The organism is Janthinobacterium rivuli (assembly GCF_029690045.1).
Classification (GTDB): Bacteria; Pseudomonadota; Gammaproteobacteria; order Burkholderiales; family Burkholderiaceae_D; genus Janthinobacterium; species Janthinobacterium rivuli.
Map to the genome: position 1 here is coordinate 1,711,615 of NZ_CP121464.1, position 17,499 is coordinate 1,729,113.

Genomic DNA, 17,499 nt, shown 5'->3' on the forward strand with positions numbered 1-17,499 from the left:
ATGAGCAATCTCAATCCCATACTGCAATTTGGCACCAGCCGCTTCCTGCAGGCGCACGCCGACCTGTTCGTCAGCGAAGCGGCCAAGGCAGGCGAGGCGCTGGGCCATATCACCATCGTGCAAACGACCGGCAGCGCGCAGGGCGCGGCGCGGGTGGCGGCGTTTCGCCAGGCCGGCGGCTACCCGGTGCGCATCCGCGGCTGGCAGGACGGCGCGCAAATCGACGAGGAACGCCGCGCCGACGCCGTCACGCAAGCGTGGCAAGCCGGCAGCGACTGGCGGCAGGTGCGCGATGCGGCCGTGGCCGCGCGCGTGATCGTCTCGAATACGGGCGACACGGGCTACCAGCTGGCTGATTCCGACCACGCCGGCATGCTCGATGGCGCAACCGTTCCCGCCAGCTTTCCCGCCAAGCTGCTGGTGCTGCTGCACGACCGCTTCCTGGCCGGCGCCGCGCCCATCTCGATTTTTCCGTGCGAACTGGTGGCCGACAACGGTCATGTACTGCGCCAGGTGATCGTGGCTTTGGCGCGGCAGTGGGGGGGCGATGCCGCGTTCATCGTCTACCTGCAAACGGGCTGTTTGTGGATCAATTCCCTCGTCGACCGCATCGTTTCCGAAGCGATCGAACCGATAGGTGCGGTGGCCGAGCCTTATGCGCTGTGGGCCATCGAGGCGCAGGAAGGCATGCTGCTGCCGTGCCTCCACCCGCAACTGGTGGTGACGGGCAGCCTGCGCGAGTATGAACAGCGCAAGCTGTTCCTGCTCAACCTCGGCCACACCTATCTGGCGCAGCTGTGGATGGAACGGGGCAGCCCGGCCGGCATGACGGTGCGCGAGGCGATGGACGATGGCGCCATGCGCGCCGCGCTGGAAGCCCTGTGGCACGAGGAAGTGCTGCCCGTGTTTGCCGCCATGGGGGCGCAGCACAGTGACGCCGCGCTGGCCTATGTGGCGCAGGTCAGGGAACGCTTCAGCAATCCCTTCCTCGCGCACCGCCTGGCCGACATCGCCCAGCACCACGCAGGCAAGATCGAGCGGCGCATGGCGCCCGTGGCGGCGCAGGCGCGGCAGCTGTGTCCCGCCCTGGCGCAGCCGCGCCTGCGCGCCATGCTGGCGCCGGGAGCGCAGCCATGAACGCCCCGCTTAGCGCAGTTGTTTCTTTTCTGGCATGCCGATCCAATCCGATATCGACTAAAATGGCCCACTCATCCACTTTCCCTTTCGCTGGCATAGCGCGTTCATTCATCCATGTCCAAACCCGCCACCGTCTTCAAGCGCAGTACCAATCTGCTGTTGCAATTTCTCGCCGAGAATGTCGCAGTGGGCGAGATGCTGCCGACGGAGCAGTTCCTGACCACGATCTGCCAGGGCAGCCGCACGGCGATTCGCAGCGCGATCGCGTATCTGTCGACGCGGCGGCTGATCGCCAGCCCGGCGGACCGGCGCTTGCTGCGCAAACCCATACCGGGCGACTACTTCGATATCTCCGAATTGCAGTCCGGAGCGGAGCGCATCCAGCAAGTGCTGATGGAACGCGTGTACCAGCGCGACATGCCGCCCGGCGCGGAGTTTTCGGAAGCGGAGCTGGCGCGCGAGGCGGGCGCCAGTACCGTCAGCGTGCGCGAATTTTTGATCGGCTTTTCGCGCTTCGGCCTGATCGAAAAGAAACCGCGCGGCGGCTGGCGCCTGTGCGCGTTCGACCGCTCGTTCGCCACCGAACTGGCGGACATGCGGCGCATGTTCGAGATGGCGGCCGTGGAGCATTTTGCGCACCTGCCGCATGGCGATCCGGCGTATGCGGAACTGGCGCGGCTGATCAAACAGCACGAGAAGCTGGCGGCCAGGATAGACACGCGCCACAACGCGTTTCCGGCGCTGGACCGCGAGTTCCACACCTTCCTGATCGGCCTGTTGAACAATCGCTTCGCGCAGGGCTTCTACGATATCGTCTCGTTCGTGTTTCACTATCACTACCAGTGGGACAAGGGCGAGGAAAAGGGCCGCAACCAGTACGCGGTGCAGGAGCACCTGGCGATTCTGCGCGCGCTGGCGGAGCACGACGTGCCGAAGGCGCTCGAGGCCATGCGCTCGCACCTCGATTCCTCGCGCAGCACCATGCTGTCCTCGATCGGCACGCGGGAAAAACTGAGCCAGCCGGCCGCCTAGCCGTCTTTGCCGGGGAGGGTGCGCCATGAGCCTCGCTTCCCGGCCTGCCAGCCTGCTCTTGATGTCGCCCGAGGATAACTGCCTGATCGCCAGGACAGCCCTGGCCTGCGGCGACGTCGTCGCCATTGACGGCGTGCCTGTCACCCTGGCGCAAAACATCCAGATTGGCCACAAGGTGGCGCGCCGCGCGCTGGCCGTGGGCGACAAGGTGCTGCGCTACGGCGCCCTGATCGGCAGCATCACGGCCCCCGTCGCCATCGGCGAGCATATCCACACGCACAACCTGGCAAGCGATTACATCCCCACGTTTACCCTGGGCCAGGACGGCCACCACTTCCTGGACAAGGACGACCAAGCATGAACGCTCCCGTGACGACACCCGCCCTGTCGGGCTACCTGCGCGCCGATGGCCGCAAGGGCATCCGCAATATCGTGGTGGTGGCCTATATGGTCGAATGCGCGCATCACGTGGCGCGCCTGATGGTCAACGCCTTTCCCGGCCAGCCCGTGCACCTGATCGGCTTTACGGGCTGCTTCCCCAACGAATACGCGGACCAGGTGATGCGCCGCCTGCTGACGCACCCGAACGTGGGCGCCGTGCTGCTGGTCTCCCTGGGCTGCGAAGGTTTCAATAAATACGGCCTCTCCAGCGCCGTGGCCGACAGCGACCGCCCCGTCCACACGATCACGATCCAGGAAAACAGCGGCACGCGCCCCAGCGTGAGCAGCGGTGTCGAGTGGATCGGCTGGGCGCTGGAACACCTGGCGCGGCAGGAGCGCGTGCCGATGGGGATCGATGAACTGGTCGTCGCCACCATCTGCGGCGGCTCCGACAGCACCAGCGGCATCAGTGCCAACCCGGCCGTCGGCGTGGCGTTCGATACCCTGATCGCGGCCGGCAGCCCCTGCATCTTCGAAGAGACGGGCGAACTGGTGGGCTGCGAATACCACATGCAGCGGCGTGCCGTGAGTCCGGACCTGGGCAACGCCATCGTCGAAACCGTGGCCAAGGCGGCCCGCTACTACACCATCATGGGCCATGGCAGCTTCTCGCCGGGGAACGCCGATGGCGGCCTCACCACGCAGGAAGAAAAGTCGCTGGGCGCCTATGCCAAGAGCGGTTCCTCGCCCATCGTCGGCATTTTGAAACCGGGCGACCAGCCGGCCGGCGGCGGCCTGTACCTGCTTGACGTGGTACCGGACGGCGAGCCGCGCTTCGGCTTTCCGAACGTGTCGGACAACGCGGAAATCGTCGAACTCATTTCCTGCGGCGCCCACATCACCTTGTTTACCACGGGCCGCGGCTCCGTCGTCGGCTCGGCGATTTCACCCGTCATCAAGGTGTGCGCCAATCCGCAAACCTTCGAGCGCCTGGCCGACGACATGGATATCAACGCCGGCAAGATCCTCACGGGCGAAGCCACCCTGGAAGAAGTGGGCGCGGAGATCGTCGCCGCCGTGCTGAACGTGGCCAACGGAGAACTGAGCCGCTCGGAAGACCTGGGCACCAGGAATTCGTGCTGACCTATAAACAATTCGACGCGGTGGGGCCAGGCTGCTTCCCCTTGCGCGCCGCTTGAGGGCCGCATTCATGGATGTCACACAATTGCATACCTTGCCGCGCGGAGGCCTGTCGCTGCCCTGCATCGGCATGGGCTGCGCCCCGATAGGCGGCTTGTACCAGCCAGTCAGCGACGCGCAGGCGCGCGCCACGCTCGATGGCGCCTGGGACGCGGGCGTGCGTTTCTTCGACACGGCGCCGTTCTATGGGTATACCCAGTCCGAACGCCGTCTCGGTGCGGCGCTGCGCGAACGGCCCCGCCATGAATTTGTGATCAGCACCAAGGTGGGACGGCTGATGCGGCCCGACGCCTCCGTTCGCCCCGGCGACGACGGCTTTGCCGCGCCGCTGCCGTTCCGTCCCCATTACGACTATACATATGACGGCGTGCTGCGTTCGCACGACGACAGCCTGCAGCGGTTGGGCCTGGAGCGCATCGATATCCTGTTCGTGCACGATATCGGCAAGGCGACGCATGGCGAACACGATCAGCATTACTGGCGCCAGCTGACGGCCGGTGGCGGTTTTCGCGCCCTCGATGAATTGCGCGCCAGCGGCCAGGTGAAGGCCGTGGGCCTCGGTGTCAATGAATGCGAGATCGTGCTGCGCGCGATGGCGGAATTCGACCTCGATTGCACCCTGCTGGCCGGCCGCTATACCTTGCTGGAACAGGCCTCGCTGTCGCCATTGCTGGACCTTTGCGTGGAGCGTGGCAACGCCATCGTGATCGGCGGCCCGTTCAACTCGGGCGTGCTGGCCGGGAACGGCAAGTTCAATTACGCCGATGCGCCGGCCGCCATACTCAAGCGGGTGGCGCGCCTGGACGCCGTCTGCCGTGAATTCGGCGTGCCGCTGCAGGCTGCGGCACTGCAGTTCCCGCTCGCCCATCCGGCCGTCGTTTCCTGCATCCCGGGCGGGCAAGACCTGGCGCAGCTGCGGCAAAACCTGGACTGGTTCGCCACGCCGCTGCCCGACGCCCTGTGGCTGGCGCTGCGGGACGCGGACTTGCTCGATGCGCGCGCGCCGCTGCCTGCGGGAGTGGCCGCATGATGCGCATCGACGCCCACCAGCACTTCTGGCAGCTGGCCGCGCGCGCCGGCAGCTGGCCGCCGCCATCCTTGGCCGCCATCCACCGCGATTTTGCGCCCGCCGACCTGGCGCCGCTGCTGGCTGCGCACGGTATCGTCGGCACGGTGCTGGTGCAGTCGCTGCCGTCCGAAGACGATACCTATTGGCTGCTGGCGCTGGCGGAACAGACCAGCTTTATTCGTGCCGTCGTGGGCTGGACCGATTTGCTGGCGCCTGACGCAGCGGCGGCGATTGCATGCCTGGCGTCGCAGCCGAAGCTCAAAGGCTTGCGGCCCATGCTGCAGGATATCGATGACGACCAGTGGATCGCCAATCCCGCGCTGGCGCCGGCCTTGGCTGCCATGGTCGAACACGGCGTGCGTCTGGACGCGCTGGTGCTGCCGCGCCACTTGCCCGCGCTGCTGCATTGCGCCCGTGCTTATCCGCAGTTGGCCATCGTGATCGACCATGCGGCCAAGCCGCCGATCGCCGATGCCGCCTTCGGTGCGTGGCGCGAAGACATGGCGCAGCTGGCCGCGCTGCCGAACGTGCATTGCAAGCTGTCCGGGCTGGTGACGGAAGCGCGGCCCGGCTGGCACGTGGACGACCTGCGGCCCTATGCCGCACATGTGCTGGACGTGTTCGGCCCCCGGCGCGTGATCTGGGGCAGCGACTGGCCCGTGGTGGACCTGGCAGAGGGCTATGCGGCGTGGCTGGCCGCCAGCGAGGCGCTGTTGACGCATCTGGGGCAAGAGGACAGGGACGATATTTTCGGTTTGAATGCGCTGCGCTTTTACGGCATCAGCCAGGAGACGCCATGAAAAGAATGGGCATGGTCATCGGCATCGCGCCTGAACGTATCGCCGAATACAAAACCCTGCACGCCGCCGTCTGGCCGCAGGTGCTGGCAAGGCTGGCGGCCGCGCATGTCAGCAATTATTCGATCTTCCTGCGCCAGCCGGAAAACCTGCTGTTCGGTTACTGGGAATACCACGGCGAGGATTTTGAGGCCGACATGGCGGCCATTGCCGCCGACCCGGAAACGCAGCGCTGGTGGACTTTTTGCGCCCCGTGCCAGGAGCCGCTGGCCTCGTGCGCCGAGGGTGAGCACTGGGCGATGATGGAGCAGGTTTTTCATATGACGTAGACCCCAAAAAAGGCCGGGGTCGGACCCTGAGGGTCCGACCCCAGAATTGCCAGGTGTTGGGTTAAAAATAAAAGGAGACAACATGACCGCCAGACTACAAGGCAAAATCGCGCTGCTCACCGCCGCCGGACAGGGCATCGGCCGCGCCACGGCTGAAGCGTTCGTGCGCGAAGGCGCCACCGTGATCGCCACCGATATCAACCAGGCCCAGCTCGACGCCTTGAAGGACGCGACGGGCTGCGCCATCCGCCGGCTCGACGTGACCGATGGCGCGGCCATCACCGCGCTGGCCGACGAGATCGGCCCCGTCGATATCCTGTTCAACTGCGCCGGCTTCGTCGATGGCGGCACCATCCTCGACTGCGACGACGCGGCGTGGGACCGTTCCTTCGACATCAATGCGCGTTCCATGTACCGGCTGATGCGCGCCGTACTGCCCGGCATGCTGACACGGGGCGCCGGCTCCATCGTCAATATGTCGTCCGTGGCGTCGAGCGTGAAGGGCGCGCCGAACCGTTTTATCTACGGCACCTCGAAGGCGGCCGTGGTGGGCATGACGAAATCGGTGGCGGCGGACTTCGTCACGCGCGGCATCCGCTGCAATGCGATCTGCCCCGGCACCATCGAGTCGCCGTCGCTGAAGGAACGCATTGCGGCGCAGGCGGCAGCGACGGGCGTGAGCATCGATGAAGTGCAGGCCGCGTTTGTCGCCCGCCAGCCGATGGGCAGAGTGGGCAGGGCAGAGGAAATCGCCGCGCTGGCCGTGTATCTGGCTTCCGATGAATCCGCTTTTACCACCGGCATGGTCCATGTGATCGACGGTGGCTGGTCAAACTAATTACAACGACGAGAGACACACATGAAACTGATGCGTTATGGCGCCAAGGGCGCTGAAAAACCTGCACTGATCGATGCCAACGGCGCCGTGCGCGACCTGTCCGGCGTGCTACCTGACATTACCGGCGCAACCCTGGGCAAGGATGGCCTGGCGACCCTGGCCGCCCTTGATATCGCCAGCCTGCCGGTGGTGGCGAATCCCGGCCGCATCGCGCCGCCGTGGAAGGGCGTGGGCAAGTTTTTGTGCGTGGGCCTGAACTATGCCGACCATGCGGCCGAATCGGGCATGGCCGTGCCGGCTGAACCGGTGCTGTTCATGAAGGCCACCAGCGCCATCATCGGCGCCAACGATGCCGTGGTGATGCCGCAGGACTCGAAGAAAAGCGACTGGGAAGTGGAGCTGGGCGTGGTGATCGGCACCACCGCGCGCTATGTGAGCGAAGCCGATGCGCTGTCGCACGTGGCCGGTTATTGCGTGGTGAACGATTTGTCCGAACGCGAATACCAACTGGAGCGCGGCGGCCAGTGGGACAAGGGCAAGGGCTGCGATACCTTCGGTCCGATCGGTCCCTGGCTGGTCACAAGCGACGAAGTGGCGGACCCGCAAAACCTGGGCCTGTGGCTGGAAGTGAACGGCAAGCGCGTCCAGGACGGCAATACCAGAACCATGGTCTTCGGCGTGGCCAATCTGGTCAGCTACATCAGCCGCTTCATGACCTTGTACCCGGGCGACATCATCAGCACCGGCACGCCGCCGGGCGTGGGCATGGGGCAGAAGCCGTCGGCCGTGTACCTGAAGCCGGGCGACACCATGCGCCTGGGGATCAGCGGCCTCGGTGAACAGAGCCAGACCGTGCATGCCTGGAATCCGCAACTGATCGACGGTTAAACCAGTAGCAGACCGGCGCGCCGCCAAGATGCTCAGACATCGGCGCGCCGGCCTATGGCAGTGGAGTGGAGGAGACACACCATGAATCAATCCGAAGAGATACTGGCGCTGAACAAGGTCAGCAAGCGCTTTCCCGGCGTGCTGGCGTTAGATAACGTCAGTTTCAGCCTGCGCAAGGGCGAAGCGCATGCGCTGTGCGGCGAAAACGGCGCTGGCAAGTCCACCCTGATGAAGGTGATGAGCGGCGTGTACCAGGCCGACGAGGGAGAACTGGTCTACAAGGGCAAGGTGTGCAGTTTTTCCTGCAGCGTGGATGCGGAGGCCGCCGGCATCGCCATCATCCACCAGGAACTGAACCTGATCCCGCACCTGAGCGTGGCCGAGAATATTTTTCTCGCGCGCGAACCGGTGCGCGGCATTTTCATCGACCGCAAGAAAATGCGTGCCGATGCACAGGCGCTGCTGGACCGGTTGAAACTGCGCATCGACCCGCGCCAACTGGTGAAAAACCTGTCCTGTGCGCAGCAGCAGATGGTGGAAATCGCCAAGGCGCTGTCGCTCAATACGGAAGTGCTGATCATGGATGAGCCCACGTCCTCGCTGACGGAAAGCGAGACGGGCCAGCTGTTCGACATCATCAATGAACTCAAGCGCAATGGCGTGAGCGTGGTCTACATCTCGCACCGGCTCGAAGAGATGCAGCACATCATCGACAGGGTGACGGTGCTGCGCGACGGGAAATTCGTCTGCACGGACGATTTTGCCAGCACGAGCCTGGACACCATCGTGGCCAAGATGGTGGGCCGCACCCTCGATGAAAAATTTCCCGACCGCGTCTCGACGCCGACGGATGACGTGCTGCTGCGCGTGACCGATTTGCACCGCAAGGATGTCTTCGGCCCGCTGAGCTTTGATTTGCGGCGCGGCGAGATCCTCGGCTTTTCCGGCCTGATGGGGGCGGGGCGCACGGAAGTGGCGCGCGCCATCTTTGGCGCGGATCCCCTCACCAGCGGCGCGATCCACCTGGGCGACGTGGCGGTGACCATCGACAGTCCCATCGACGCCATCGGCCACGGCATCGCCTACCTGTCGGAAGACCGCAAGAGCCACGGCCTGGCGATCCGCATGTCGGTGGCCGCCAACCTGACCCTGACGAATGTGTCGGGGCTGGCGAACCGTTTCGGCTTCATCGATTTCGCCAGGGAAGAGGCGGTGGCGCAACAGTACATCGCGGCGCTGGGCATCAAGACGCCGACCTCGAAGCAGATCGCGCGCAACCTCTCGGGCGGCAACCAGCAAAAGATCGTCATCAGCAAATGGCTGTACCGCGAATCGAAAATCATCTTCTTCGACGAACCCACGCGCGGCATCGACGTGGGGGCCAAGTTCGCCATCTACCAGCTGCTCGACAAGCTGGCGTCGGAAGGCATCGGCGTGGTGCTGATCACGTCCGAGCTGCCCGAGATCATGGGCATGACGGACCGTGTGGCCGTGTTCCATGAAGGGCGTATCAGCGGCATCGTCAACACGCGCGAGTCGTCGCAGGAAGAGATCATGCAGCTCGCATCGGGCCGCCAGGCAGCAATGCATTAACATCAGAAAGCCACAAGAAAATGAACAAAGAACTGATCCAAAAATTCGCCGCGCTGGGCAGCCTGTCGCTGTTGCTGCTCGTGTTTTCCCTGACCAGCAACGCCTTTTTCTCCGTCAGCAACGGCATGAGCGTGGCCTTGCAAGTGACGTCGATCGCCTACCTGGGCATTGCCGCCACCTGCGTCATCATCACGGGCGGCATCGACTTGAGTTCCGGCTCCGTGCTGGCGCTGGCCGGCGTGGCCGCCGCGCTGCTGGTGAAAAGCGGCGTGCCCGTGCCGGTCGCCATGCTGGGCGGCGTCGTGGTGGGCGCCATGTGCGGCGCCGTCAACGGCTTTTGCATCACGCAACTGAAGCTGCCGCCATTCATCGCCACCCTGGGCATGATGCTGATCGCGCGCGGCCTGGCGCTGCAGGTGACGGGTGCGCGCGCCATTTCCGGCCTGGGCGAGTCGTTCGGCGAACTCGGTAACGGCGTGCTGTGGCGCATAGAGCGCGACACGGGCGGCACCTTTCCCGAAGTCGTCTTCCCCGGCATTCCGTATCCGGTGGTGCTGATGGTGGTAATCGCCGTGGCCGTGTCCATCATGCTCAGCCGCACCACCTTTGGCCGGCATATCTATGCCGTCGGCTCGAATGCGGAAGCGGCGCGCCTGTCGGGCGTGAAGGTGGGCCGCGTGACCCTGCTCGTGTACACCCTGTCCGGCGCCTTGTCGGGCCTGACGGGCTGCGTGCTGATGTCGCGCCTGGTGACGGCGCAGCCGAACGAGGGCGTGATGTACGAACTCGATGCGATCGCCAGCGCCGTGATCGGCGGCGCCTCGCTGATCGGCGGCATCGGCACCATTTCCGGCACCGTCATCGGTTCCTTCGTCATCGGCATCCTGCGCAATGGCTTGAACATGAATGGGGTATCGAGCTTTATCCAGCAAATCATTATCGGACTGGTCATCTTGCTGACCGTCTGGATCGATCAGAAGCGCAACCGCGCCTGAAGCAGCAAGCAGCACGCATGAAGTCAATCTACTAAATCTATAATTACATGAGGACGACAATGAACACCATCAAAGCCATGTCACTCGGTCTGTTGACCGCAGCATTTGCCCTGAGCTCCAGCGCCGCCTTCGCCGCCCCGGGCGAGATCGCCGTGATCGTGAAGACGACCAATTCCAACTACTGGCAAAACGTGAAAAAGGGCGCCACGGCCAGCGCCGCGGACGCCAAGGGCTACAGCCTGACCTTCCAGGGACCGGCTTCGGAATCGGCCATCGCCGACCAGGTCAGCATGGTGGAAAACGCCGTCACGCGCAAAGTGGCCGGCATCGTGCTGGCCGCGTCGGACCCGGACGCGCTGGTGCCGGCCCTGAAGAAGGCGTGGGAAGCGAAGATTCCCGTCGTGCTGATCGATTCGCTGGTGGCCGACAGCGGCAAGCGCTATTACCAGTCCTTCCTGTCGACCGACAATGAAGCGGCCGGCGAGCAAAGCGCCAAGGCCCTCATTTCGCAGGTCGGCAAGACGGGCAAGATCGCCGTGATGTCGTACGTGGCGGGCGCCGGTTCCGAAACGGGCCGGGTGGGCGGCTTCAAGCGCTATATCGAAAAGAACTCGCAGCTGCAGATCGTCGGCACGTATTACTCGCAGTCGCAGATGGCCACGGCGCTGAACCAGACGACCGACGTGCTGGCATCAAATCCTGACTTGAAGGGTATCTTCGGCGCCAACGAGCCGACGGCCGTGGGCATGGGCCGCGCCATCGCGCAGGCGGGCAAGGCCGGCAAGGTGATCGCCGTGGGCTTCGATGGCAATGAAGACCTGAAAAACTTCGTCAAGGACGGCACCCTGTATGCGACCGCCGTGCAGGGTTCGTACTCGATGGGCGCGCTGGGCGTGAAAACCCTCGTCAGCCTGATCGAAGGCAAGAAGGTCGCACCGTTCGTCAACACGGGCGTGGTGATCGTCACCAAGGCCAATGTCGAACTGCCGGAAGCGAAGAACGTTTTGTATTGAGTTTCATATTGCGTATCAGCTGATCGTCAGGCGCTGCTTCAATTCCTTGAGCAGCGTGCCGGTCTTGGCGGTGAGCTGGCGCGCCAGCGGCCATGCCAGTGAAAGCGGCAAGCCTGGCGTGGCGCAGGCCGGCAGTACTTCGACGATGGCGCCGCTGGCCAGGTGCTCCTGCACCAGCCAGGTCGCCTGCTGCGCGATGCCCAGACCCGCCAGCACGGCGGCCGTCTGCGCCTCGGCATCCCCCACCGTCAGGCGCGGATCGATCGCGCGCCGTTCCACCCCGTCCTCGCCGGCAAACAGCCATGGCGCCGCCGTGCCGTCGCCGCGGCCATAGGCGATGCAGTCGTGGCCATCGAGATCCGCGATGGCCACCGGCGTGCCGCGCCGCGCCAGGTAGGCGGGCGCCGCGCAAAAGATCAGGCGCTCTTCGCCCAAGGGCATCTGTCCCAGCCCCGGCGGCCAGCTGCCCGGCGCGCCGATGCGCACGGCGATATCGATGCGCTCTTCGAACAGGTCGGAAAAGCGGTCGCTGAAGCTGATCGACGGTTGCAGCTGCGGATACTTTTCGCACAATTCAATCAGCGCCGGCATCACGCGCATGCGGCCATACGAAGCGGGCACGCCGATGCGCACCTTGCCTGCCAGTTCCCCATCCTGCTCGGCCAGCACGTTTTCCGCATCGACCAGTTCCTGCAGCACGCGCTTGCAGGTGGCGTAATAGGCATGCCCCGCGCTGCTCAACTGCAAACGCCGCGTGCTGCGCTCGAACAGGATCACGCCCAGGCGCGCTTCCAGGCGCGCCACGCTCTTGCTCACGGCCGAACTGCTCAGGTGCAGCCGTGCGGCCGCCTTGGTGAAACTACCGGCGTCGGCGGTGGCAAGAAAAGGCGCGATGCCTTTCAAGTGTTCTGACATGATTGCAGAATATTTTTCATGAATAAGGTGAAATACTATCGCGGATAAGAATTTCTGTCCGCTATATCATGGTTACTTACACAGGCATGGGAGTACGCATGAACAAGCACGCATTGATTATCGGCGCCAGTGGCGTTATCGGCAGCAATCTGGCCACGCACTTGCTGGCGCAGGGCTGGCAGGTGACGGGCGTCTCGCGCGGCCGCACGCCCGTGCCTGCCGGCTGCGCGGCCCTGCCGCTCGACGCGACGGACGGCGCTGCCGTCACCGCCGCCCTGGCTGGCCTGGATGCCAGCCACGTCTTTTTCACAGCCTGGGCGCGCCAGGCAAACGAGCAGGAAAACATCCGCGTCAATGGCGCCATGGTCGCCAATGTGCTGGCCGCGCTGGGCCCCACCGGCCATTTGCGCCATGCGGCACTGGTGACTGGCCTCAAGCACTACCTGGGACCGTTCGATGCGTATGGCAAGGGAGCAGTGCCAGTCACGCCGTTCCGCGAAGAGCAGGGCCGCCAGGACGTGGAGAACTTTTACTATGCGCAGGAAGACCGGCTGTTCGACGCGGCCGCGCGCTACGGCTTTACATGGAGCGTGCACCGCCCGCACACCATCATCGGCTACGCGCTGGGTAACGCCATGAACATGGGCCTGACCCTGGCCGTGTATGCGAATCTGTGCAAGGCCGGCGGCCAGCCCTTCGTCTTTCCGGGTTCGCCCGCGCAATGGCACGGCCTGTCCGACATGACGGACGCGGGTCAGATCGCGCGCCACCTGGCGTGGGCGGCGGACAGCCCTTGCGCGCGCAACGAGGACTTCAATATCGTCAATGGCGACGTGTTCCGCTGGAAGTGGCTGTGGCCGCGCCTGGCCGCGTACTTCGGCGTCGAGGCGGCCGATCTGCCCGAGGCGATGGCGCCGCTGGCCGGCCGCATGCAGGATGCGCCCGCGCAGTGGCGCGCCATCGCGCAGCAGCACGGCCTGGTGGAAGCTGATGTCAGCCGCCTCGCTTCCTGGTGGCATACGGATGCCGACCTGGGGCGGCCGATGGAAGTGATGACGGACATGGGCAAGAGCCGCAAGGCGGGCTTTCTCGATTACCAGGATACGCAGGATGCCTTCTTCAATCTGTTCGAGAAATTGAAGGCGGAGCGCGTCATTCCCCGCTGACCTGGTCGCGGTCAAGCAGGTTGTCGGCTTACGCCGTTCCGGCTAAGCCGACCTGCCGGGCCATCGTGGCAGTGCGTAGGTCGGCTTAGCGCGCAAGCGCGTAAGCCGACATCCCCACTGCTATTCTGGCTTGCGCCGCTCCTGCGCCCGCAGCCATTCCAGCCCCGGCCTATCGACCCGAAATTGCAGCAGCCGCCCTTGCACCACTTCCGTCACGTAGGCCGTGCGGCCATCGGGGCCGCCGAAGGTGATGTTGCTGGGCTTGGCCCCGGGCACACTGATCTCGCGCAGGATGCGCCCTTGCGGCGACAATTTCACCACCGTGCCCTTGCCGTAGCGCGTCACGTACAGATTGCCGTCGATATCCACGCGCATGCCGTCCATGCCGAAATCGTCGAATTTGATCAGCAGGCGCTTGCCGCTCAGGCTGCCATCGGCGGCGATGTCGTACATCCAGATATTGCGCTGCACGCTTTCATTCACATACAAGATCTTGCCGTCGGGACTGACCTCGATGCCGTTGGCCGTGCCCATGGTGTCGAGCGCCAGGGTCACCGTGCCGTCTTGCGCGATGCGCCACACGCGGCCCGTGTTTTCCTTCCAGTTCGGATCGCTCGCATACAGCACGTCGTCGGCCGTGATGGCGATGTCGTTCGGCTGCGTCATGCGCGGTTCGCGCGCGTGGATGGTGAGCGCGCGCGTGGCCGGGTCGACCAGGTAGATCGTGTGTTCCATGTAGTCGGCCAGATACATCTGCCCACGGCTGCCGAAGCGGATGCCGTTGGCGATGCTGGTGCCGGGCAGGGTCAGGTACACCTCGCCAGTGCCGCCGGGGCTGACCTTGCCGATGGTTTGCTGGCGCGCAAAGTTGACGGCATAGATATTGCCATCCGCATCCACGGCCGGGCCTTCGATACCCTTGGTGAAGGAATGCGCGGGCGTGAGCGTGGTGGCGAGGAACAGCGTTTCGTGCGCGGGCTGGCTGGCGCAGGCGGACAGGCTGGCCAGCGCGGCGGCCAGCACGGCCGTGCGCAGCGACGGCAGGGCGTATCGGGATTGGTGCATCAGTGTTCTCTGTATGGCAAAGGTGGCGTATGTTACCCGACACGCGCCAGCCGGGGCGCCTGGCTAGGCGGCCACCACGACCAGGTCGGGGAAGTCGTCCTGCCAGCCGTCCCACTCGTCTTGCAGATGCGCGTGCATGCCGGCCCGGTCTTGCGCCTGCTCAAACGTGTCCGCGCTGGCCAGCAGAAAATGGGCGATGGCGCGCAGGGTGGCCGGGTCGGCCTGAATGGTCACGTCGGAACAGCGTTTGGGACGTTCGGCGGCCTCGTCTTGCAGATAGCAGTGCAGCGATAAATGTGTGGTCATGAGGTTCAGTTGTTGATGTAGGCGCCCAGCATGGCGTGTGCGTTCAGTGCGGCGCGGGCCGCTTCCAATTCCCCTGGCTGCAGGTGCCAGAAGATCCAGCTGGCATGCTCTTCGCAGCGGCCATACGCCTGCATCGCGTCGCGCAGGGCTTGCCGGCGCTCGGGCGGCAGCGCATCCAGTCGGGCTTGCGTAAAACCATTGATGGGATAGACATCGCGCAGGTGCGAGTCTTGCAGCCCGCGCCGCTTGATGGCGGCCCAGTTATTTGCGGGGCAAGGAACGCCAAAGGTCATCGGATGGGCCTCGTCGAGCTGCCGGTAGCCGAGTGCGTAGCCGGTACCATAGCCCTGCGTTTCAGCGTAGCAGTAGATATACTCGCAATGCTCGAACAGACCGGGTATGGCCCGCGCACCGTCGAACAAGGGCGCCAGCGCAAGCTTGCTGGCGCGTATGGCCAGCACGAACAACGAGCCCGATGAATACACGACAAGCGCGTCGCAGTTGGTGGTCTCGTCGGCTTCGTCGGGCGGCACGATGCGCGGTGAAAACAGCTCGATGCTGTCGGTCTCTGGCGCAAACAGCATCTTCTCGTAATTTCGCTGCGAGAACTTGACGACCTTGCCGCGCTTGCTGCCGTAGCGCTCGACGGGCTCGCCGATGTGCGCGAACCAGGCGAACAGCTGGGCGCTGGCCGCGGCGGCGATGAAGGGGCTATCTTTCTTGAATTCGCCTACCAGGAAGTGATAATGATCCATGTGTCGTCAGAGTAAATGGGCAACGCGCATGATGCCATGTGCCGGCAGCTGGCGCTAGCGTGCGCATCGCAGGGATGGCGTCGGACGGGCGGGATGGAAAAAGATGCGCGACTGGACGGCGCAATGGCCGGGTTGAGGCGTATGATGGAAATACAGATGTGGTTGCCGCAAGGCCGTGCGACCGGCATGGACCCCACATCTTGCAGGTTTTTTTTCGTGGTTTTGGCAGCAATGACAACGAGGAGACATCATGGACAAACCCGAATTCATCCTGGCCGCCAAGGCCATGGAAACGCTGGAGATGTATCAAACCTTTTACGGCCACTCCAGCGAATACCAGGCGCACCAGCAGGAAGTATTGAAACTGCTGCGCCACAAGGGCGCCTCCCTGCTCGTGTCCGAGCATGGTCCGGCGAAGTTCCTGCTGGCCTTTGCCGATGCGCTGGAGGTGGCCAGCTTGCCGGGCGAGTATGTGCCGCTCAGCCGCAGGTAGGGCGGGCCTGTCGCGGCAGAGGATGAACATCTCTGCCGTGATAGCGCCTAGCCGCCGTTCCCTCTGTCGTTCAGCGACACCCTGGGCAGGCGCACGGTAAATATCGTGCCGCTTTCCAGGCTGGACTCGGCGCCGATGGTGCCGCCGTGCGCGCTGGCGATTTCACGCGCGATAAACAGGCCCAGGCCGATACTGGTGGCATTGGGCGCCTTGTGGTCGTCGGAAATGGCCAGCTGGACCAGTGGATCGAAAATGCTCTTCAGCGACGCTTCCGGGATCTGGCGGCCGAAATTTTTCACTTGCACCACGGCCGTATCGGCATCGCCGCAGGCCGTGATGGTCACCGGCTGATCATCGGTCCGGTATTGCGCGGCATTGTTGAGCAAATTGGAAAACAGCTGGGCCAGGCGGGCCGCATCGAAGTCGCCGATCATCTCGCCCGTGGTACTCAGTTCGAACTTGCATTGCGGGTGAGCGGCCGAGGCATCCTCGACGGCCGTCTTGCAGATTTCCCCCAGGTCGCCCAAGGCGGGCGAAATGGGCATGTGGCCGCCCAGCTGCGTCCTGGCGAATTCCAGCAGATCGTTCACCATGGTTGTCATGGTCGCCGCGCTGCGGGCGACCCGCGCACCGATTTGCACCGTGGAAGCGGAAGTCGCGCTCGGCCTGCTCAGCAGCGCACCGGCCATTGTCATCGTGCTCAGCGGGCTGCGCAGATCGTGGCTGAGGATGGCGAGAAAGGTATTGCGGGTGCGGTCGCTCTGCTGCGAGTAGCGTATGGCCGACTCCTGCAGCGCCTGGTCTATCGCTTCATTGAAGCGCAAGATGTCGTCCGTTGCCGTTTTCGTCGTCACCGACACCTGTGCCATCCACAAGCGCAGGACGCTGGCCCGCATGGCGCGAAATTCCGCCGTCAGTTGCGGCAGCGTGAAGCCGATCTGCTGTCGCAGGGAGCCATGCGTGGCGGCGGCCGTTTCCTTGCCCGTGATTTCCGATACGCCCGTGGTCGATTTCTTTTTTCGCTGCGCCGCGTTCTCGATGACGTCCATGTCGCGCACGATGGTTTCGAGCATCTGCTTCGCATGATCGCGCAATTCCGCTTTCGAGATGGCGGCGCCAGGAATGGGGAGCGACCTGGCGAAGAGTTCCCACTCTTGCAGGATCGGCTCCAGATGGCCGCTAATAAAGCGCGATAGTTTCACGGTGGACCAATGCGTTGATGGAAGAGGAGCCAGTGTACGCTGTTGAGGCGGGGATGGGGGATTGCTTCCCTGTGCCGGGTGTTATCTACGTGTGACCCGGAGCCATGGCGTCAGACATGTCCTTGCCAACGGGGCTCCCTTGACCCTGAAAGAAATCTTGCGTTCATGCGGTGTAGGTGGCTGGAATTGCGGTATCGCAAACAATAGCGAGCTGGAACCGGATACTCCGACGCCATGGCGGTAACTTTTTTATATCGTGTTTGTGACGATGTGTGAGTATGTTGCCACCTATTTGGTGCACACTTTGCCGCATATCAAACCGGGA

General features: G+C 64.1%; 18 protein-coding genes and 1 pseudogene. 14 read left to right on the forward strand and 5 right to left on the reverse strand.

The features are described 5' to 3' along the window. The 12 genes and pseudogenes from P9875_RS07680 (at position 1) to P9875_RS07735 (ending at position 11,272) form a co-directional block, all read left to right on the forward strand. On the forward strand, positions 1-1,137 hold the full coding sequence (locus tag P9875_RS07680; protein ID WP_176390506.1) for a mannitol dehydrogenase family protein: 1,137 nt from the start codon (positions 1-3) through the stop codon (positions 1,135-1,137). A gap of 114 nt (positions 1,138-1,251) precedes the next feature. Continuing rightward, positions 1,252-2,169, forward strand: coding sequence for a GntR family transcriptional regulator (locus P9875_RS07685; RefSeq protein ID WP_278317999.1), 918 nt, complete (start codon positions 1,252-1,254; stop codon positions 2,167-2,169). Between the two features lie 25 nt (positions 2,170-2,194). Next, positions 2,195-2,530 carry a UxaA family hydrolase gene (locus P9875_RS07690; RefSeq protein ID WP_278318000.1) on the forward strand — a complete coding sequence of 112 codons (336 nt, stop codon included), beginning with the start codon at positions 2,195-2,197 and terminating at the stop codon, positions 2,528-2,530. Continuing rightward, positions 2,527-3,749 (forward strand): annotated as a pseudogene (locus P9875_RS07695) (UxaA family hydrolase). Before P9875_RS07690 ends, P9875_RS07695 begins: the two are co-directional and overlap by 4 nt. Before the next feature lie 11 nt (positions 3,750-3,760). Then, positions 3,761-4,780, forward strand: a complete 1,020-nt coding sequence (locus P9875_RS07700; protein WP_278318001.1) for an aldo/keto reductase — start codon at positions 3,761-3,763, stop codon at positions 4,778-4,780. Continuing rightward, the gene (locus tag P9875_RS07705) at positions 4,777-5,619 is read left to right on the forward strand and encodes an amidohydrolase family protein (RefSeq protein WP_278318002.1); all 843 of its coding nucleotides are present in this window, start codon (positions 4,777-4,779) and stop codon (positions 5,617-5,619) included. Before P9875_RS07700 ends, P9875_RS07705 begins: the two co-directional genes overlap by 4 nt. Beyond that, positions 5,616-5,945 carry an L-rhamnose mutarotase gene (locus tag P9875_RS07710; protein WP_278318003.1) on the forward strand — a complete coding sequence of 110 codons (330 nt, stop codon included), beginning with the start codon at positions 5,616-5,618 and terminating at the stop codon, positions 5,943-5,945. Before P9875_RS07705 ends, P9875_RS07710 begins: the two co-directional genes overlap by 4 nt. Positions 5,946-6,027: 82 nt before the next feature. Then, positions 6,028-6,783, forward strand: a complete 756-nt coding sequence (locus P9875_RS07715; protein ID WP_099400901.1) for an SDR family oxidoreductase — start codon at positions 6,028-6,030, stop codon at positions 6,781-6,783. A gap of 21 nt (positions 6,784-6,804) precedes the next feature. After that, entirely contained in the window at positions 6,805-7,671 is an 867-nt protein-coding gene (locus tag P9875_RS07720; protein WP_176390892.1) for a fumarylacetoacetate hydrolase family protein, read from the forward strand. A gap of 81 nt (positions 7,672-7,752) precedes the next feature. Further along, positions 7,753-9,264, forward strand: coding sequence for a sugar ABC transporter ATP-binding protein (locus tag P9875_RS07725; RefSeq protein ID WP_278318005.1), 1,512 nt, complete (start codon positions 7,753-7,755; stop codon positions 9,262-9,264). Positions 9,265-9,284: 20 nt separating this feature from the next. Next, positions 9,285-10,259: an ABC transporter permease gene (locus P9875_RS07730; RefSeq protein ID WP_034759656.1), complete on the forward strand. Its 975-nt coding sequence runs from the start codon at positions 9,285-9,287 to the stop codon at positions 10,257-10,259. A 59-nt stretch (positions 10,260-10,318) separates the two neighbouring features. Further along, positions 10,319-11,272, forward strand: coding sequence for an ABC transporter substrate-binding protein (locus P9875_RS07735; protein WP_099400904.1), 954 nt, complete (start codon positions 10,319-10,321; stop codon positions 11,270-11,272). A 15-nt stretch (positions 11,273-11,287) separates the two neighbouring features. On the opposite strand, the gene P9875_RS07740 is transcribed toward P9875_RS07735, so the two are convergent. After that, on the reverse strand, positions 11,288-12,187 hold the full coding sequence (locus tag P9875_RS07740; protein WP_278318006.1) for a LysR substrate-binding domain-containing protein: 900 nt from the start codon (positions 12,185-12,187) through the stop codon (positions 11,288-11,290). Positions 12,188-12,285: 98 nt separating this feature from the next. On the opposite strand from P9875_RS07740, the gene P9875_RS07745 reads away from it, so the two are divergent. After that, positions 12,286-13,353 carry an SDR family oxidoreductase gene (locus tag P9875_RS07745; protein ID WP_278318007.1) on the forward strand — a complete coding sequence of 356 codons (1,068 nt, stop codon included), beginning with the start codon at positions 12,286-12,288 and terminating at the stop codon, positions 13,351-13,353. Between the two features lie 120 nt (positions 13,354-13,473). On the opposite strand, the gene P9875_RS07750 is transcribed toward P9875_RS07745, so the two are convergent. From P9875_RS07750 to P9875_RS07760, 3 genes are all read right to left on the reverse strand, one after another. After that, entirely contained in the window at positions 13,474-14,418 is a 945-nt protein-coding gene (locus P9875_RS07750) for an SMP-30/gluconolactonase/LRE family protein (protein ID WP_200880313.1), read from the reverse strand. Between the two features lie 63 nt (positions 14,419-14,481). Then, a complete protein-coding gene (locus tag P9875_RS07755) occupies positions 14,482-14,724 on the reverse strand; it encodes an Imm32 family immunity protein (protein WP_278318008.1) in 243 nt (80 codons plus the stop codon). 5 nt (positions 14,725-14,729) lie between these two features. Next, positions 14,730-15,479: a hypothetical protein gene (locus P9875_RS07760; RefSeq protein ID WP_278318009.1), complete on the reverse strand. Its 750-nt coding sequence runs from the start codon at positions 15,477-15,479 to the stop codon at positions 14,730-14,732. Between the two features lie 250 nt (positions 15,480-15,729). Between P9875_RS07760 and P9875_RS07765 the strand changes: the two genes are divergently transcribed. Then, positions 15,730-15,972 carry a hypothetical protein gene (locus P9875_RS07765; RefSeq protein WP_035825558.1) on the forward strand — a complete coding sequence of 81 codons (243 nt, stop codon included), beginning with the start codon at positions 15,730-15,732 and terminating at the stop codon, positions 15,970-15,972. Between the two features lie 47 nt (positions 15,973-16,019). Here P9875_RS07765 and P9875_RS07770 read toward each other — a convergent pair whose 3' ends face one another. Continuing rightward, positions 16,020-17,174 (reverse strand): sensor histidine kinase, encoded by a 1,155-nt coding sequence (locus P9875_RS07770; RefSeq protein ID WP_099400910.1) that lies wholly within the window; start codon positions 17,172-17,174, stop codon positions 16,020-16,022. Positions 17,175-17,499 lie beyond the last annotated feature (325 nt).

Excerpts from the sequence above, each read along its gene's own strand:
- P9875_RS07680 (WP_176390506.1), top strand. The coding sequence starts at position 1 with ATGAGCAATCTCAATCCCATACTGCAATTTGGCACCAGCCGCTTCCTG.
- P9875_RS07685 (WP_278317999.1), top strand. The coding sequence starts at position 1,252 with ATGTCCAAACCCGCCACCGTCTTCAAGCGCAGTACCAATCTGCTGTTG.
- P9875_RS07690 (WP_278318000.1), top strand. The coding sequence starts at position 2,195 with ATGAGCCTCGCTTCCCGGCCTGCCAGCCTGCTCTTGATGTCGCCCGAG.
- P9875_RS07700 (WP_278318001.1), top strand. The coding sequence starts at position 3,761 with ATGGATGTCACACAATTGCATACCTTGCCGCGCGGAGGCCTGTCGCTG.
- P9875_RS07705 (WP_278318002.1), top strand. The coding sequence starts at position 4,777 with ATGATGCGCATCGACGCCCACCAGCACTTCTGGCAGCTGGCCGCGCGC.
- P9875_RS07710 (WP_278318003.1), top strand. The coding sequence starts at position 5,616 with ATGAAAAGAATGGGCATGGTCATCGGCATCGCGCCTGAACGTATCGCC.
- P9875_RS07715 (WP_099400901.1), top strand. The coding sequence starts at position 6,028 with ATGACCGCCAGACTACAAGGCAAAATCGCGCTGCTCACCGCCGCCGGA.
- P9875_RS07720 (WP_176390892.1), top strand. The coding sequence starts at position 6,805 with ATGAAACTGATGCGTTATGGCGCCAAGGGCGCTGAAAAACCTGCACTG.
- P9875_RS07725 (WP_278318005.1), top strand. The coding sequence starts at position 7,753 with ATGAATCAATCCGAAGAGATACTGGCGCTGAACAAGGTCAGCAAGCGC.
- P9875_RS07730 (WP_034759656.1), top strand. The coding sequence starts at position 9,285 with ATGAACAAAGAACTGATCCAAAAATTCGCCGCGCTGGGCAGCCTGTCG.
- P9875_RS07735 (WP_099400904.1), top strand. The coding sequence starts at position 10,319 with ATGAACACCATCAAAGCCATGTCACTCGGTCTGTTGACCGCAGCATTT.
- P9875_RS07740 (WP_278318006.1), bottom strand. The coding sequence starts at position 12,187 with ATGTCAGAACACTTGAAAGGCATCGCGCCTTTTCTTGCCACCGCCGAC.
- P9875_RS07745 (WP_278318007.1), top strand. The coding sequence starts at position 12,286 with ATGAACAAGCACGCATTGATTATCGGCGCCAGTGGCGTTATCGGCAGC.
- P9875_RS07750 (WP_200880313.1), bottom strand. The coding sequence starts at position 14,418 with ATGCACCAATCCCGATACGCCCTGCCGTCGCTGCGCACGGCCGTGCTG.
- P9875_RS07755 (WP_278318008.1), bottom strand. The coding sequence starts at position 14,724 with ATGACCACACATTTATCGCTGCACTGCTATCTGCAAGACGAGGCCGCC.
- P9875_RS07760 (WP_278318009.1), bottom strand. The coding sequence starts at position 15,479 with ATGGATCATTATCACTTCCTGGTAGGCGAATTCAAGAAAGATAGCCCC.
- P9875_RS07765 (WP_035825558.1), top strand. The coding sequence starts at position 15,730 with ATGGACAAACCCGAATTCATCCTGGCCGCCAAGGCCATGGAAACGCTG.